Below are 14,132 nucleotides of genomic sequence, written 5' to 3'. Positions count from 1 at the left end.
TTCAGGACTCCGACAAGGTGGCACAACCGGTTGTGGCAGGCTGGTGCGTGGCAATATGGTGGATGGCAAACCAGAGCTGACCGGCGGCTATGCCACCGTCATTGAGCGGCAGGGTTTCGCTGGTCAATACCTGGCGGCCGGCTGCTGCGAGGCCGGGCACAAGCTGGTCCATCAGCACCCGGTTTTGAAACACGCCGCCCCCGAGCGCCACCGGATAGCCGGGGAAACGCCCGGCCAGGGCGATGACCAGATTGCTGATGGCGCAGATAAAACCGGCGGCCAGGCTGGCGGTGGAGGTGCCTTTGCGCCGCTCGCCGACAAGGGTATTGAGCAGCGCGGCCCACTCAATAAGCAGCGGCCCCTCTGCGCTCTGGTTCAGGCCAAAGGCGAGGGGGAAGGGCAGTTCATCGGGGGCCAGTTGCAAGGCAGCTGCCTCCAGCAGGAGCCCGGCTTCTCCCTCGTAATCCGGGGTATCGATCACCCCCAGCAGCGCCGCGACGGCGTCGAACAGTCGGCCGATGGAGCTGGTGTAAGGGGCGTTGCGACCCAGCTGCCAGAGCTGGTGCAGATTGCGGATCCGCTCAAGGGGCAGTTTGTTGATCAAAGGAATATCGAGGGCGCAGACCTCCTCCACGGCATAGGATTCGAACAGCAGCCCCAGCAGCTGGCGCACCGGCTCGCGGATGGCCACCTCGCCGCCGATCAGCTTGAAGGGTTTGAGGTGCGCAACCCGTGTAAAGTCCTTCACATCGGCCAGCAGCAGCTCGCCACCCCAGAGGGTGCCGTCATCCCCAAGGCCTGTGCCATCGAAGGCAACACCCAGAACTGGGCCCGTGATGTCGTGTTCGGCCATCACAGCCAGCAGGTGGGCGTGATGGTGCTGTACCTCGAGATGGGTCGCACCCTCTGCCGCGCAATAGCCCTTGGCCCACTGGTGGCTGAGATAGCCGGGGTGGCAGTCCGACACCAGCAGTTCTGGCTTGAGATCGTAGAGTTCGCGGAAGGTGGCGAGGGTCTGCTCGAAGTGGCCCTGCATCGGCAGGCTGTACAGATCGCCGATATAGGGGCTGTAGATGCGCTGGCGGCCGAAGGCCAGCGCCAGCTGGTTTTTCTGCTGCGCCCCGACTGCCAAGAGCGGCACCTTGACCGCCTCTTTCAGGCTGGGGGTGCAGGGGGCATAGCCCCGGGCCAGCCGTAAAGTCTGGCGTCGCCCGCCTGCCCACTGCACCAGACTGTCGTCGCAGGGGTGCAGTATGGGGCGGTTGTGATCCAGGATGCCGTCGATTTCGCCCCCGAGTTCGCTGACCACAGCATCGCATTCGATGAGGATCGGGCTGCCGCGGCCATTGGCGCTGGTGGCCACCAGCGGCATGGCGCATGCGTCCAGCAGCAGTTGATGGAGCGGGGTGTAGGGAAGCATGACGCCGAGATAGGGAATGCCGGGGGCTATCCCTTCGGCCAGCGGGGCCGCGGTGTGTTGGGATTCTGACGGCCGATCATCCTTGGTGCGCTTGCGCAGCAAGGTGATGGGCCTGGCCTGAGAGGCGAGCAGCTTCCACTCCTCCTCGCAGCCGGTGACATGCAGTTTGGCCTCGGCAAGGGAGCCCATCATCACCGCCAGCGGCTTGCGCTCGCGCCGTTTGAGCTGGCGAAGTCGTGCCACGGCGGACTCGCTTCGCGCATCACATATCAGGTGATAGCCCCCCATCCCCTTGACCGCAATCAGTGCCCCCGCTTGCAGGGCGCGGGCAGTCATTTGCAGGGCATCCTCACGCTCGGCCTGCACATCGCCATTGCCGCTGCGCCAGCTGAGGTGGGGCCCGCACTCGGGGCAGCTCACCGGTTGTGCGTGGTAGCGCCGATCCAGCGGATCCTCATAAGCCGCCGCGCAGCGCGGGCACATGGCAAAGCCCGCCATGGCGGTGTGGGGTCTGTCGTAGGGGAGGCGGCGGATGATGCTGTAGCGCGGGCCGCAGTGGGTGCAGTTGGTAAAAGGGTAGTGATGGTGACGATCCGCCGGATTGGCCACATCCCGAGCGCATGCCTCGCACATCCCCTGATCCGGCGAGATGGCGACCGTGGCGGCGCTCTGCTGCTGGCTGGCCTTGATATGAAACTGGCCGTCATAATCGGGATTATGTTCGGGGTCAGCATATCGGGGCAGTTCCCGCTCGCTGAAATGATCGATACGGCTGAGCGGTGGTGCCAGCTTCCGCAGTTCGCGGGCAAAGGCGGCCAGCTGCTCGGGCAGGCCTTCTGCGCCTATGGTGACGCCGTTGGCATCGTTCAGCACATAGCCGGTAAGCGCGTGGCGCAGCGCCAGCCCATAGACGAAGGGGCGAAAGCCGACCCCTTGCACTATGCCGTCGATATGAAATTCGCGGCGCAGTCGGGTTGCTGCAGAATGGGCTGCTAGCGTGGCCGTCATGCCGGCTCCTGCTGCATGGCATCTTGAGTCTGTGGCAGGCGCAGCACCCGGCGCTCGTTCTCCTCGCGCCGCACCCAGCCATCCATCTCCATGCGCAGGCAGAACGGAATGGCGTATTTACGCGACAAGCCGGTGATCTCCTTGAGGGATGCCATGTCGATCAGATCTCCCACCTGCTGGCCCGCCAGCACGGCGGCGACCATCTGGTTGTAAAGGGCGGTGTCGTAGTAGATGGGGCCATCGAGCTGCACCAGATACTTGAGTCGCGCCAGGTTGCGCAGCTGCTTTTGCAGCGCGCAGTTTTTTTGTAAACCATTGCGCTGCAACCCCTGCTGCAGGGCCGCGGGCAGCTTGCGGGTGATAAAGGGATCCAGCTCCACGCCGCCGGGGCCCAGTTTACCGGGCTCGTAACCCTCCTTGCCTTGATCTCGCACCACTTTGAGCACCAGCTGCGCCTCTTCCCCCAAATCATCTTCCGACTCGCCGCCGCCCGGCTGCCACTTGTCATAGTGCAAGCGGATCAGCTGCTCGCCCTTGAGTTGCTGGAGCAGGGCGTGAGTGAGCGGCAAGGCAATGCCAAAGCGGGTCGCCAGTTCGGCGGCGCTAAGCGGCTCGCTGGCCAGGGTGGCGAGCAGCCGCTCGCGGCTCTGCGCCAGCCAGTGGTTGTCCAGCAGCCAGTCACCGAGGGGGGTGACATGGCCCGGCAGCTCGCCAAAGCGGCTGGCCAGCACATAGCCGTTGAGCCCCAGTTGCAGGGTGGCCGGGTTGTAGTTGGCGAGTTCATCGGGCAGCTCGCCCAGCAGGGCGTGCAGCGCCTTGCGTCTGGCGGGGTGAATATCGCCGCACCAGAGGATGCGGGCGCCGTGCAGCAGTTCGCTGCTGCCGTGGCGAATGATGGCAAGCGGCTGGCCGAAGAAGCAGGGGATGGGGTTGGCAAAGATCAGTCGCGCCAGCCGGGTATCCTTGATCGGAACAAAACGGGCCCGGCCGTGCCAGCTGCCGAGGGCCACCTCCACCTCGCGGTTGCGCTGCTCCCGGATGCTGCCGCCGACCTCGTTCAGTCGCACGATAAGGTGGGTCGCCGCCTCGCACTGGCCGGCGGCGCTGGTGAGGCAGTGGCCGCGTGCCACCTCCTTGTGGGGCACCTTTTTCAGGCCCACCGCCACCCGGCAGACGGCGCCGATCTCATCGACGCTCTGGTGATAGGCCTGCAGGGATCGCACCTGCACCTCCCGATCGGCGGGGTAGAGGCGCAGCTTGTCTCCCACCTTGAGGCTGCCCTGCTGCAGGGTGCCGGTGAGCACTGTGCCTGTGCCATTGGCGGTAAAGACCCTGTCCACATAGAGGCGCGGTGGCGCCGCTTCACGAGAGCGGCGCGGCGCGCCCTGCTCGCGGGCAGCGTGCGATGCTGGCAGATCGGCAAGCTGGCCCACGATGGCAGTGTGCAGGGCGGCCATGTTGGCACCTGTCTTGGCGCTGACGCTGACGATATCGGGCACCATGCCGCTCTCGTCCATCACCCGCTCCAGCAAGCTCTCCTCAAGGAGTGCCAGCTCGTCGGCGCTGACCAGATCGCACTTGTTGATGCAGACCAGCAGGCGCGGCACCCCCATCGCCTTGAGCAGGCGCAGGTGATCCCCTGTCATCGGCATCCACCCCTCGTCGGCGGCGATCACCAGCAGCACCAGATCCAGACTCCAGAGCCCCGCCACCATGTTGCGGATATAGCGCTCGTGGCCGGGCACGTCGATGACGCCTATGGTGTTGCCCTGACCGTCGTCGAAGTGGGCAAAGCCGAGATCCTGAGTCATGCCAATGGCCTGCTCGTGGGCGCGGGCTGTGGTGATGCCGGTGAGGGCCTTGATAAGCAGGGTCTTGCCGTGATCCACGTGGCCGGCAAGGCCGATAACGGCGCGATAGGGGGTCATGGGATCAGGGCTCCTCTGTCGCATTGATCTGGGCGGGCAACAGCAATTCCTTGAGTTGGGCTATCAACAGCGCCATCTCAGCCGGCAGCAGGGTGGCCATATTGAGCAGCGCCTTCTGCTGGCGCACCGTGGCAATGACAGGCACCGGTAATTCCCGCAGGGCGTCGAGCAGTTGCTGGGCCGGGCGCGGATCTGTGCATTCGAGCGCCAGCGCCGGGTAGAATTCGTCCGGTAGGGTGCCGCCGCCCACCACCAGCTGGGCGGGCACCTCGGCAAAGCAGCCGGGCAGGGCGGCCATCAGCTGATCGGCTCTGGCCTGCATGGCGGCGGGGTTGCTCAGGGTGCGCTGGGCAATCCCTTCGCCGATGGGGGACTTGTTGAGCTTGTGGATGAGCAGGCGTTCCAGCAGGGAGTAGACGATGCGGCTCGGGCGGAAGGTGCGCATCATGGGGTGTTTTTCCAGCCGCTTGATGAGATCGCTGCGGCCGCTGATGATGCCCGATTGCGGGCCCCCCAGCAGCTTGTCGCCTGAATAGCAGACCAGATCCGCCCCCGCCTTGATGTACTGGCGCACCGAGGTTTCGTCCGGCGCAAACTCTTCTGTGGTCAATCCCGAACCCTGATCCACCGCCAGCACCACGTGCTCTGGCAGGGCGCGGGCCAGCTCGCCGATGTCGGGGGATTCGGTAAAGCCGCGAATGGCGAAATTGGATCTGTGCACCATCAGCACCAGCGCGGTCTGATCCGTGATGGCATCCAGGTAATCTTTGGCGGTAGTGATATTGGTGGTGCCCACCTCCACCAGTTTGGCGCCGGAGAGGGCCAGAATGTCGGGAATGCGAAAGCCGCCGCCAATCTGGATCTGCTCGCCCCGCGAGACGATCACCTCGCGCCCCTTGGCTATCTCTTGCAGCAGCAGGAAGAGGGAGGCGGCGTTGTTGTTGACCACCAGCGAATCCTCGGCCTGGGTGAGGCAACGGAGCAGGGGAGCGATCAGCCCCTTGCGCCCGCCGCGCTTGCCGGTGGCGAGATCCAGCTCCAGATTGTTGTAGCCGGTGTTGAGGTCACGCACCTCGTCCCACAGCTCACTGCTTAGCGGCGAGCGCCCCAGATTGGTGTGCACCAGGGTGCCGGTGGCGTTGATGACCCGGGTCTGACGCTGGCGCAGCTGCTGCTGGCAGCGGCTGGCAACCAGCGCTTCAAGATGCTCGGGGGCGACCCCGTGCTGGCGAAACGCCTCGCTCTGGCGCAGTTCACTCAGGGTCTCGCGCACTGCCTGGGTCACCAGCGGGCGGCTCAGTTCATCGATGTAAGTGGCGAGAAAAGGTTGCTGCAGCAGCTGTTCCACTTGTGGCAAACGGCGCGCTTGTTGCTGGCTGGACTGTGACCGTGAATCTGGCAGTGAATCGTTGGCAGTCGACCCTGGCTCGGGCTGGCTGTGGGAGTGGGCTATGGCTGGCGCGTGAGACGGGTTCGGCATGGGATTACCAGGGCAGTGCGTGGGTTTGACATGCACACAGCTTTGCCGATAGAGAGGCCGAGTTGACGGGTTATTTCAGTGCTGGCTGGTTACTGATTCTTGCAAATATCGCGCATAAATTAATGATGAATTGATGCTGATAAATTAATTGTTGGCCAGAACGATAACCTGTGATCGGATTATATTGGCAAGCGGCAAGCACCGTTTTTAAACAAGCATCAACCGGCTTTGAAATGTGGTTGATTCAATTTTTCCAATATATGTAATTGGCGGAAGAGGCAGGAATCGAACCTGCCAAAGCCTTCTCGGCTCACATCGGTTTTGAAGACCGAGGAGGCCACCAGACCCCATCAACTTCCGTAATGGCCGCCATTTTGTGGCAAATTTCTGTGACTGGCAACGCTTTTTTTGTCATGAAAAAGCGGGGGTTAGCGGTTTTTTGAAAAATCAAAAGAACCTTGTTTTATATCAAATTCAGCACGATTAGCCCGATGTTTTTAATTTAACATCGGGCCTCGATCACATTGCCAAAAGCGTCAGTCAATAACGCTCGTTAACAACTCGGTAAATAGTTATCGATCGGCGTTGGCGATATTCCACTGGTCCAGTCGTTCTATTAACAAGCTGGTATCCTTGGCGGCATCAAGGTGCTGATAAAGATAATCCATCGCCTCGCTCGCCATCTCTGTCATCGGGAAGGAGAACGCCACGATGGCCGGTTGCACCCCGACAAAGATTACCTCGGGGACAAAGGTCTTGAGTTCGTCGATCAGGAAATTGAGCGGCATATTGTGGGTCGAGAAGATAAACATCTCGGCTATGGTCTCGGGGGGGATCACCTGCAGGGTGCCCGCCTTCTCGCCGATCTCGGCGGCATCCACCAGCACCACCCGCGCCGGTTGCAGCTCCCGCACCTTGTGGACCACATTTTCCGGCGCTATGCCGCCGTCGATATGGAGCCAGCCGGGCAGGGGGGCGGCTTGCAGCTTGTCCGCCAGATAGGGGCCGGCACCGTCGTCCCCCATCATGGCATTGCCCACGGTCAACACGAGATTGCAGCCCATCAGCGGCTCCTTACCATCAGGTACATATGGGGGTCGTTATAGAGGGCGGTGAGCTGATCCATAAAGGTGTCGGTCCAGCCCAGCTGCTGCTCATCGAGCACGCCTTCGGCCTTGCGCAGCCGGTCGAAGGCACAGGCCAGCATGTGGCAGTGCTCCCGATAGACGGTGATCTCGCCAAAGGTGAGAAACCCCTCCATCTTGCGGCGTGCCTCGCTGCCGGCGGGCAGTTTGGCCACCCAGTCGCGATAGCCCGTCAGCGGGCAGACCAGATCGGCGCTCAGACAGTCGACGATGCCGAGGTGGTGGCCGATGGCGAGGCTGTAGTACATCACCTCTTTGGCCTCCTCGGGCACGTCGAACTGCTCGTCCACGAACTTGCGCGAGAGGCGGTAGAAGAAAACCTGATCAGCCATGCACCGCCTCTCCCTTGCCAACAGTCCGGTTGAGGCAGGCGTTGGCCAGGTTGTTGACGATCTCCGACAGGCGCGGATCATCGTGCTGATCGAGGTAGCTCTTGATGCGCAGATCCACATCCTGCTGGGTCGCCCCTTCGAGCAGGGCCATGAACTCGTCGGCTATGATGCGCCCCTGCCGGTAACCGGCCATGCGGCGCGCTTCGCGCTCTATCATCACCCGGATTTCATTGGGGATGCCGGTGTGGCGCAGCTCGACCCGCTCCCCCGGTTGCACCTGGTGGCTGGTGGCTTTGAGTTTCTGCTCAAGCAGACCGAGCGCCACCGCAAAGCCATAGATGGTGGCGGCCGGCGTGGGCGGGCAGCCCGGAATATAAACATCCACCGGCACTATCTTGTCGGTGCCACCCCAGACGCAGTACAGATCGTGGAAGATGCCGCCGTCACAGCCGCAGGCGCCGTAGGCGATGCAGATCTTGGGATCGGGAGCCGCTTCATAGGCGCGCAGGGCGGGCACTCGCATCGCCCTGGTCACGGCGCCGGTAAAGAGCAGGATATCGGCGTGGCGGGGAGAGGCGACCACCTTGATGCCGAAGCGCTCGGCATCGAACAGCGGTGTGATGGTGGCGAAGATCTCGATTTCGCAGGCGTTGCAGCCGCCGCAATCGACCCGATAGACATAGGCCGAGCGGCGAATGTCTTTCAGCAGTGTCTTCTTGAGTTTGGTGATCTCGGGATCCTGTGCCAGCGGCACGGCGCGGGTATGGGCATGGCCGACAACCGGTTCTATGCCTTTGATCTTGCTCATCACATCCACTCCTGTTGTGTGGCGATCGGTGTGGCAATCGGTGTTGTGGTTATGGCCGAGTCAGGCTGGCTCAGCATGCTCTGTTTTCGTTTGCAGTCGGGGCAGTGGTGCAGGCGCTCGGGATGCGCCAGCGGGGTGGCTGCTTGTACCAGGGTGTCCTCCACCAGTGCCACCAGCTTGCTCGGGGCAAAGTAGGTGCCGCACAGGGTGCAGGGGGCCAGCGCGAAGCGGGCCTCCTCATAGAGATCCGCCTTGTTGGTCACCGCCAGCTCGAACTCGGGGGAGAGGGCGATGGCATGGGTCGGGCAGACCTCTTCGCAGCGGCCGCAGAAGATGCAGCGGGCCATGGAGATCTCCCAGCGCCGTTCGCCGGTCTCCATGTCGACTTCCATCACCAGCGCATTGGCCGGGCAGGCCTTGGTGCAGGCGGCGCAGGCGATGCACTGATCGGCCTGATATTTGGGTTTGCCGCGAAAATCCCGGTTCACCTCATAGGGGGCGAAGGGGTACTTGGCGGTCGGCGTGCCCGCCTGGAGTATGGTCTTGAACAGCTTGATCATGATGACCCCTTACTTGAGCGGAGAGTTTTTACGGTCGATGCCGTAACGCTCGATCTCCTTGTAGGAGACCACGGTGGACTTGCCCTTCCTGGGGTCGACCAGGGTGACCCGGTCGGTACAGGAGTAGCAGGGATCCAGACTGCCGATGATCAGCGGCGCATCGGCGACGGTATTGCCACGCAGCATGTAGCGCAGGGCAGGCCAGTTGGCGTAGGTGGCGGCGCGGCAGCGCCAGCGGAACAGCTTCTGGTTGTCGCCCGTCATGCTCCAGTGGACGTTCTCGCCACGGGGCGCTTCGGTAAAGCCCAGCGCAAACTTGCCCGGCTGATAGGTGAAGCCTTCGGTGAGCAGCGGCCCCTCCGGCAGGTGCTCAAGGCCGAACTCGATCATGTCGAGGGAGTCGTAGAGCTCGTGGATGCGTACCAGTACCCGGGATTGCACATCGCAACCCGCCAGGGTCTGGATCTCCATCGGCAGTTCGCGATAGGCGGCAAAGTCGTGAACCCGGCGCACGTCGCGCTTGAAGCCGCTGGCCCGCACCATGGGGCCGACGCAGCTGAAATCCCGGGCGATTTGCGGATCGAGACGGCCTATCCCCACCAGACGGGAGGAGATGTTGGCGGTGTCGAGCAGCATGGCCACCAGGGGTTTGAGCTCGTCACGCAGTTCCCGTACCAGCTGGGCACCCTTGATGCGATCTTCCTTGAAGATGTCCCGTCGCACCCCGCCAATCAGGTTGAGGCCGTAGGTCTTGCGGGCGCCGGTGAGCAGCTCGGCCAGGGTCATGGATTTCTCCCGCACCCGGAAGAACTGCATGAAGCCGGTGTCGAAACCGGTGAAGTGGCTCGACAGGCCTATGTTGAGGATATGGCTGTGCAGGCGCTCCACCTCCAGCAGCACGGCGCGGATCATCTTGGCCCGCTCGGGCACCTTAATGCCCATGGCGTTCTCCACCGAGGTGGTGTAGGCGACGCTGTGGGTGAAGCCGCAGATGCCGCAGACCCGGTCGGTCAGAAACGCCACCTCGTTGTAGCCCATGCGGGTTTCCGCCAGTTTTTCCATGCCGCGATGGACATAAAAGAGGCGGTAGTCGGCATCTATGATGTCTTCCCCGTCGACGAACAGGCGAAAGTGCCCCGGCTCGTCCGAGGTGATGTGCAGCGGGCCGACCGGCACTATGCGGTTGGCCTCATTGCCGAGCTCGTTGACGAAGGGGTAGGTCTCTGTGTCCGTGGTGGGCATGGGGCGCTGGCGATAATCCATGGCGTCCTTGCGCAGCGGGTGGATATCTTCCGGCCAGTCATCCGGCAGCACCAGCCGGCGTTCGTCCGGCAGGCCGACCGCGCGCAGGCCATACATGTCGCGGATCTCCCGCTCGCCCCATACAGCCGCTGGTATGGTCGGGGTGATGGAGGGGTACTCCTGCTCGATGGCGTTGACCAGCACCTTGACCGTGATCCAGCTCTTGGTGTCGCCCTCCATGGAGAAGACGTGGTAGACGGCGAAGTGGCCGTTGAGGCTGCGCTCGTCATTGGCAAACGAAACCGAGAGCCAGCCGCCCTGCTTGTGGAAGATCAGGCTGGTGAGGGCCACCAGGCTGGTGGGCTTGACGGTCAGGGTGGCCTGATCGGCGGTCTGCCACTGCTCGTCGATGATGGCGTGGGGCAGTTGCTGTCGCAGTTGCTGGATATAGTCGCAGCCGATGCGATCCGAAATGGCGATGGTCATGCAGTTCTCACTTTATGTTCGGGAATGAGCAATCGGAAAAGGTGAAATCGAAAAAAGCAGCTGTGATGGCGGGCATGGCTTAGACCCCGACCAGATAGGCGAGCAGCGCCAGCAGGGCCAGCCCTAGGCCATAGCGGGTGAGCTTGTGGGTGCGCACGAACTGGGTGCGGGCCATGGCGTTTTCGATGATGCCCGCAAGAAGAAAGGCCACCAGCAGCTTGCACAGCAGGATCAGGGCCGCCACCGCCAGCGCGGGCAGGCTCCAGTTCGCCGCCTTGCCGAAGGGCAGGAAAATAACCAGAAAGAGCTGCACCACCACCAGTTGCTTGAGGCCCATGCTGAGCTTGAGCAGGGCGAGCCCCGCGCCCGAGTACTCGGTGAGCGGCCCCTCCTGCAACTCCTGTTCTGCCTCGGCGCAGTCAAAGGGCAGCTTGCCCATCTCCACAAACACCGCGAAGGCGCAGGCGGCGCCGGCCAGCAGCGTGGCGATGGGCGCGGCCAGCGGCTGGTTGGCCACATAGCTGCTGATGTTGCCCAGATCCGAGCTGCCCACCATCATCGCCATGATGAAGCAGGCGAGCACCAGAATGGGCTCCACCAGAATGCCCAGCGTCAGCTCGCGGCGGGCACCAATCCCTGCAAACATGCTGCCGCTATCCAGCCCCGCCAGGGAGAAGAAGAAGCGGAAGATGGCGAACAGATAGATGTCGGTAATGAGATCCCCGGCGATGGGGAAGGGGGATTCCTGGGTCAGGGTCGGCAGCGCCATGGCTACCAGCAAGAGGGCTGAGATCAGCAGCGCAGGCATCAGGTTGAAGATGATGCCGGCAGGCTCAGGGGTGACCTCCTGGCGGCGCAGGAGCTTCCCGATATCCCGGTAGTCCTGCAGCAGGCCCGGCCCCTGACGGGAGTGCATTTTTGCCCGCAGCACCCGGTTGAAACCTGTGGCCAGCGGCGCCAGCGCCAGCATGGCGATGGCCTGGGTCAGGGCGAGGGCAACCATGCCCCAGCTCGGCATTTCAAGAACAGGCATATCAGACTCCTACAGCCATCAGGATAAAGAGCGCCAGCACAACGCCATGGAGGATCCAGCCAGTGTTGCCGGGGGCATCGCTCACCCCGTGCAGGGCGCTGGCCAGATCAAGCTGCGGCTGTTTGCGATAAAGCGGCGCGCAGAGCTGGCGCAAGGTGTGGGTGACGCCGCCGGAGGTGAGGCTCATGCGCTCCTCATAGGCGTAACCACAGGCCCAGGGCGTACCGGCGTGACGACGACCCAGCTTGGGCCCCTTGAAGATGGCCACGACCAGCAGCGGGATGAGGAACAGCCCCAAGAGGGTGATGGCAATGACCGGTGGGGAGAGGATCGCCTGAGCGCTGTCCAGCGGCAGCAGGGTTGCGCCGGTGGCGACGCTCATCTGGCTGGCAACAAGGGCCTGACCGTAACCCGCGATGTGGGGGGCAATCCAGGGGGCGCCCAGACCCAGTACCAGACAGACGGCGGCCAGCAGCAGGGTGCCTGCCACCATGGCATTGGGTACTTCGCGGGCCTGACTCGCTTTTTCGCTGCGCGGGGCGCCGCAGAAGCAGATGCCGTACACCTTGACGAAGCACATTACCGCCATGGCGCCGGTCACCGCCAGCATCACCACCGCGAGCGGCGCGACTATGGAGGTGCCGAGCTTGGTCATGCTGAGCAGGGCCTGATAGATAAACCATTCGCTGACAAAGCCGTTGAGCGGTGGCAGCGCCGAGATGGCCATGGCGCCGATGAGGAACGCCAGCGCGGTCCAGGGCATCAGCTTGGCGAGGCCACCCATCTTGTCCATGTCGCGGGTGTGGAGGCGGAACATCACAGATCCTGTGCCCATAAAGAGCAGGCTCTTGAAGATGGCGTGGTTGAGCAGGTGATAGAGGGCGCCGAGCAACCCCAGCACCACCAGCGCCGGTTGCTGGTTGGCGATGCCTATCATGCCGATCCCCATCCCCATCAATATGATGCCGATGTTCTCCACCGTGTGGTAGGCGAGCAACCGCTTGAGATCGTGTTCGGCGAGTGCGAACAGCACCCCGAGCACAGCCGAGCAGGCACCGAAGATCAGCACCATGTAGCCCCACCAGAGCTGGCTGGCGCCGAGAAAGTCGATGCTGACCCGCAAAATGCCGAATAGCCCCAGCTTCACCATCACGCCGGACATCAGCGCCGAGATATGGGAAGGGGCGACGGGTTCGGCCACTGGCAGCCAGCCGTGCAGGGGCACGAAACCGGCGCGCAGGCCAAAGCCGCAGAAGCTGAGCAGGAAGACCAGGGAGGCCAATCCGCCCGCCAGATGGTGTTCACGCAGGGCGGCGAACTCCAGCGAGCCGCTTTCGCGGCAAAGCAGCCAGAAGGCGATCAGCACCAGCGCCATGCCGATATGGTTCATCACCAGATAGAGACGGCTCTGCTTGGCGGCGTCCGGGTTGGTCTTGACCAGCCAGTAGGTAGTGAGGGTCACCAGCTCGTAGCAGAGCAAGAAACCGAGCGCGTTGTCGGCCAGCACCATGCCCACCATGGCGAACAGGAAGAGGTTCATCAGCACGCCAATGGCCACATCCCCCTTGCCCTGGTACTCGCGGATATAGGCAAAGGAGTAGAGGGAGACGGCGACGCCGACCAGGGTGATCACCAGCAGCATGAGCGCGGCAAGCATGTCCAGATGTACCGAACCCAGCAGCCAGAGCTGGCCGTCGATGGGGGCACCTTGGGCCAGGGCCTTGATGGCGGCAACCACACCGGCCAGCGAACCCAGCAGGGCAAAGCCGCTATTGAGGCGGTTGGCAAGCCAGGGCTGCTTTTGCAGCAACAGACCGGCGGCCGCGCCTAATAGAAAGAGCACGAGCGTGCCCATAACAAGCGGGGACAACATCAGCGAACTCCCTCTGTGATTGAAGCGTCGAGTGAAGGGGGCGTGGTCGCAGTGGCCGTGCATGCAGAGGCCGAGAATGCGGGCGCACCTTGCGGGTGAGCGTTGGCGGCTTGCAGGCGACGGTCGCGGGCGGCGCTGGCACAGGCACTGTCGTTGACCATGCTCAGTGATTGGGAGGGGCAGGCCTCGATGCAGGCGGGGCCTTCTGCGCGAAATTCACAGAGGTCGCACTTGACCGCTATGCTGCGCACGCCGGGCTCCCAGCTCAGCAGATCCTCGCCAAAGCAACGCAGACCGGCGGAGGTGGAGGGGTTGCTGGAGCGGATGGAGCAGGGGATATAGGTGTCGTAGCTGTTGGCCATGGCCACCGGACGGCTGCCACCGCTCTGGATGGCGCCGAACGGGCAGGCCACGGCGCACAGGTTGCAGCCGATGCAGAGCGACTCGTTGAGCTGCACGCAATCGCCCGTCTGGGCAATCGCCTCGACCGGACACACCTTGATGCAGGGGGCGTCTTCACAGTGACGGCACTGAACCGGCATGGTCGCCTGCTCGTGTCGCATAACGGTTAATCGGGGGGCTTGCTGCAAACCTTGCGCCTTGTGAACCGTGCTGCAGGCCGCCATACAGGTGCCACAGCCGATACACAGCTTGGGGTCAGCGATAACGAAGCGGTTCATAGCCTACCTTGTCGTGTCGCGAACGGAGAGAATAGGGGCAGGATGGCAAAATGCGGGCCAGATTGACTTTTGGCGTGAAATTGATTTCAAGTTGTTGTTTTTAAATGGCTTTAAATTTTGTGTCGAACCGTGGCCAG

The 14,132-nt window shown here is 62.9% G+C and carries 11 protein-coding genes and 1 tRNA gene; all 12 read right to left on the bottom strand.

Going from position 1 to position 14,132, the window contains the following annotated elements; genetic code table 11:
• Window position 1: 1 nt before the first annotated feature.
• The 12 genes from hypF to AACQ95_RS06565 all read right to left on the bottom strand — a co-directional run bounded on the left by hypF (window position 2) and on the right by AACQ95_RS06565 (window position 13,995).
• Entirely contained in the window at window positions 2-2,428 is a 2,427-nt protein-coding gene (gene hypF, locus AACQ95_RS06620; protein ID WP_241278125.1) for a carbamoyltransferase HypF, read from the bottom strand.
• Entirely contained in the window at window positions 2,425-4,356 is a 1,932-nt protein-coding gene (gene selB, locus AACQ95_RS06615) for a selenocysteine-specific translation elongation factor (protein WP_241278124.1), read from the bottom strand. Before selB ends, hypF begins: the two co-directional genes overlap by 4 nt.
• Window positions 4,357-4,360: 4 nt before the next feature.
• A complete protein-coding gene (gene selA, locus AACQ95_RS06610; protein WP_241278123.1) occupies window positions 4,361-5,836 on the bottom strand; it encodes an L-seryl-tRNA(Sec) selenium transferase in 1,476 nt (491 codons plus the stop codon).
• A gap of 267 nt (window positions 5,837-6,103) precedes the next feature.
• Window positions 6,104-6,195 (bottom strand) — tRNA-Sec (locus AACQ95_RS06605).
• A 213-nt stretch (window positions 6,196-6,408) separates the two neighbouring features.
• The gene (gene hycI / locus AACQ95_RS06600) at window positions 6,409-6,900 is read right to left on the bottom strand and encodes a hydrogenase maturation peptidase HycI (RefSeq protein ID WP_241278122.1); all 492 of its coding nucleotides are present in this window, start codon (window positions 6,898-6,900) and stop codon (window positions 6,409-6,411) included.
• Window positions 6,900-7,313, bottom strand: a complete 414-nt coding sequence (locus AACQ95_RS06595; protein ID WP_241278121.1) for a formate hydrogenlyase maturation HycH family protein — start codon at window positions 7,311-7,313, stop codon at window positions 6,900-6,902. Before AACQ95_RS06595 ends, hycI begins: the two co-directional genes overlap by 1 nt.
• A complete protein-coding gene (locus AACQ95_RS06590) occupies window positions 7,306-8,121 on the bottom strand; it encodes an NADH-quinone oxidoreductase subunit B family protein (protein ID WP_241278120.1) in 816 nt (271 codons plus the stop codon). Before AACQ95_RS06590 ends, AACQ95_RS06595 begins: the two co-directional genes overlap by 8 nt.
• Window positions 8,121-8,681, bottom strand: a complete 561-nt coding sequence (locus AACQ95_RS06585; RefSeq protein WP_241278119.1) for a formate hydrogenlyase complex iron-sulfur subunit — start codon at window positions 8,679-8,681, stop codon at window positions 8,121-8,123. The genes AACQ95_RS06590 and AACQ95_RS06585 overlap by 1 nt, the downstream gene beginning before the upstream one ends.
• 9 nt (window positions 8,682-8,690) lie before the next feature.
• Window positions 8,691-10,409: a hydrogenase large subunit gene (locus AACQ95_RS06580; protein ID WP_241278118.1), complete on the bottom strand. Its 1,719-nt coding sequence runs from the start codon at window positions 10,407-10,409 to the stop codon at window positions 8,691-8,693.
• A gap of 79 nt (window positions 10,410-10,488) precedes the next feature.
• Window positions 10,489-11,442 carry a respiratory chain complex I subunit 1 family protein gene (locus AACQ95_RS06575; protein ID WP_098984256.1) on the bottom strand — a complete coding sequence of 318 codons (954 nt, stop codon included), beginning with the start codon at window positions 11,440-11,442 and terminating at the stop codon, window positions 10,489-10,491.
• A 1-nt stretch (window position 11,443) separates the two neighbouring features.
• The gene (gene hyfB / locus AACQ95_RS06570) at window positions 11,444-13,315 is read right to left on the bottom strand and encodes a hydrogenase 4 subunit B (RefSeq protein WP_241278117.1); all 1,872 of its coding nucleotides are present in this window, start codon (window positions 13,313-13,315) and stop codon (window positions 11,444-11,446) included.
• Window positions 13,315-13,995 carry a 4Fe-4S dicluster domain-containing protein gene (locus tag AACQ95_RS06565; protein ID WP_241278116.1) on the bottom strand — a complete coding sequence of 227 codons (681 nt, stop codon included), beginning with the start codon at window positions 13,993-13,995 and terminating at the stop codon, window positions 13,315-13,317. The genes hyfB and AACQ95_RS06565 overlap by 1 nt, the downstream gene beginning before the upstream one ends.
• Between the last annotated feature and the right edge of the window lie 137 nt (window positions 13,996-14,132).

Source organism: Aeromonas sp. MR19, assembly GCF_963899305.1.
GTDB lineage: Bacteria > Pseudomonadota > Gammaproteobacteria > Enterobacterales > Aeromonadaceae > Aeromonas > Aeromonas bestiarum.
This window is presented reverse-complemented; position numbering and strand designations above follow the sequence as displayed.

Excerpts from the sequence above, each read along its gene's own strand:
- hypF (WP_241278125.1), bottom strand. The coding sequence starts at position 2,428 with ATGACGGCCACGCTAGCAGCCCATTCTGCAGCAACCCGACTGCGCCGC.
- selB (WP_241278124.1), bottom strand. The coding sequence starts at position 4,356 with ATGACCCCCTATCGCGCCGTTATCGGCCTTGCCGGCCACGTGGATCAC.
- selA (WP_241278123.1), bottom strand. The coding sequence starts at position 5,836 with ATGCCGAACCCGTCTCACGCGCCAGCCATAGCCCACTCCCACAGCCAG.
- hycI (WP_241278122.1), bottom strand. The coding sequence starts at position 6,900 with ATGGGCTGCAATCTCGTGTTGACCGTGGGCAATGCCATGATGGGGGAC.
- AACQ95_RS06595 (WP_241278121.1), bottom strand. The coding sequence starts at position 7,313 with ATGGCTGATCAGGTTTTCTTCTACCGCCTCTCGCGCAAGTTCGTGGAC.
- AACQ95_RS06590 (WP_241278120.1), bottom strand. The coding sequence starts at position 8,121 with ATGAGCAAGATCAAAGGCATAGAACCGGTTGTCGGCCATGCCCATACC.
- AACQ95_RS06585 (WP_241278119.1), bottom strand. The coding sequence starts at position 8,681 with ATGATCAAGCTGTTCAAGACCATACTCCAGGCGGGCACGCCGACCGCC.
- AACQ95_RS06580 (WP_241278118.1), bottom strand. The coding sequence starts at position 10,409 with ATGACCATCGCCATTTCGGATCGCATCGGCTGCGACTATATCCAGCAA.
- AACQ95_RS06575 (WP_098984256.1), bottom strand. The coding sequence starts at position 11,442 with ATGCCTGTTCTTGAAATGCCGAGCTGGGGCATGGTTGCCCTCGCCCTG.
- hyfB (WP_241278117.1), bottom strand. The coding sequence starts at position 13,315 with ATGTTGTCCCCGCTTGTTATGGGCACGCTCGTGCTCTTTCTATTAGGC.
- AACQ95_RS06565 (WP_241278116.1), bottom strand. The coding sequence starts at position 13,995 with ATGAACCGCTTCGTTATCGCTGACCCCAAGCTGTGTATCGGCTGTGGC.